Annotated in this window: 2 protein-coding genes; both read right to left on the bottom strand. The window is 64.5% G+C overall.

The window, feature by feature from the left end; all coding sequences use genetic code 11:
• Positions 1-33: 33 nt before the first annotated feature.
• Positions 34-465: a 50S ribosomal protein L17 gene (rplQ, locus tag EOA29_RS36125; protein WP_127222374.1), complete on the bottom strand. Its 432-nt coding sequence runs from the start codon at positions 463-465 to the stop codon at positions 34-36.
• Between the two features lie 104 nt (positions 466-569).
• Positions 570-1,530 (bottom strand): DNA-directed RNA polymerase subunit alpha (locus tag EOA29_RS36120; RefSeq protein WP_127222373.1); only part of this gene is annotated, 961 nt, incomplete at its 5' end.

Here is a 1,530-nt window from a genome sequence, read left to right as displayed (position 1 = left end):
GGCCCCTCGCATTCAATTTCGAAAGCCGAGACCTCAGGCGGCCGCGGCTTCCTCGTTGCCGCCTTCGGCCTCGAGGCGGGCGCGGTCGGCTGCGCCCTTGGCCGAGGTGTCGCGGGCGACGAACTCGATCACCGCCATCGCGGCGTTGTCGCCCTTGCGGAAGCCCGCCTTCATGATGCGCAGATAGCCACCGTTGCGCTGCGCGTAACGCGGCGCAATCGTCTCGAATAGGCGCTTCACGACCGGCTCGTTGCCGATCTGGGCGATGACCTGACGACGGGCGTGCAGGTCGCCGCGCTTGCCGAGCGTCACCAGCTTCTCGACGATCGGACGCAGGTCCTTCGCCTTCGGCAGGGTGGTGACGATCTGCTCGTGCTCGATCAGCGACACGGCGAGGTTGGCGAACATCGACTTGCGGTGGCTTACGCTGCGGGCGAAGCGACGGCCTTTGAAACCGTGGCGCATGGCTCTTTTCCTTCTTCAGTTGTTCAAGAGGCCACGGCCTCTGATGGTTTTCCGCATGACCGTCGGATCGAGCGGCTCGCGCCGCCGATCCTTGGAATTCATGCTCAATATTGGTCTTCGTAACGCTTGGCGAGGTCTTCGATGTTTTCCGGCGGCCAGTCCGGCACTTCCATGCCGAGGTGCAGGCCCATCGCTGCCAGCACTTCCTTGATCTCGTTCAGCGACTTGCGGCCGAAGTTCGGGGTGCGCAGCATCTCGGCTTCGGTCTTCTGGATCAGGTCGCCGATATAGACGATGTTGTCGTTCTTCAGGCAGTTGGCCGAACGCACCGAGAGTTCCAGCTCGTCGACCTTCTTGAGCAGCGCCGGGTTGAAGGCGAGCTCGGTGACGGCCTCGGCGGCGACTTCCTTCTGCGGCTCGTCGAAGTTGACGAACAGGGCGAGCTGATCCTGCAGGATGCGGGCGGCGAAAGCCACCGCGTCCTCGCCCGAGATCGAACCGTCGGTCTCGATCGTCATGGTCAGCTTGTCATAGTCGAGAACCTGGCCCTCGCGGGTGTTCTCGACCTTGTAGGAGACCTTCTTGACCGGCGAATAGAGGCTGTCGACCGGGATCAGGCCGATCGGCGCGTCCTCGGCGCGGTTGCGCTCGGCCGGCACGTAGCCCTTGCCGGTGTCGACGGTGAACTCCATGCGGATCTCGGCGCCCTCGTCCAGCGTGCAAATGACGTGGTCGGGGTTGAGGATCTCGACGTCGCCCACGGTCTGGATGTCGCCGGCGAGCACGGCGCCCGGGCCCTGCTTGCGCACGACCATGCGCTTGGGACCATCGCCTTCCATGCGGATGGCGATTTCCTTGATGTTGAGCACGATGTCGGTCACGTCCTCGCGCACGCCGGCGATGGACGAGAATTCATGCAGCACGCCGTCGATCTGCACGGCGGTAACGGCCGCGCCCCGCAGCGAAGACAGAAGCACGCGCCGCAGCGCGTTGCCGAGGGTGAGGCCGAAGCCGCGTTCGAGCGGCTCTGCCACCAGCGTGGTCAGCGTCTTCTTCTTCGACGAG

The sequence above is a fragment of the Mesorhizobium sp. M1E.F.Ca.ET.063.01.1.1 genome (assembly GCF_003998155.1).
Classification (GTDB): domain Bacteria; phylum Pseudomonadota; class Alphaproteobacteria; order Rhizobiales; family Rhizobiaceae; genus Mesorhizobium.
The sequence above is the reverse complement of the archived record's forward strand: the minus strand, read 5'-3'. Positions and strand labels throughout refer to the sequence as shown.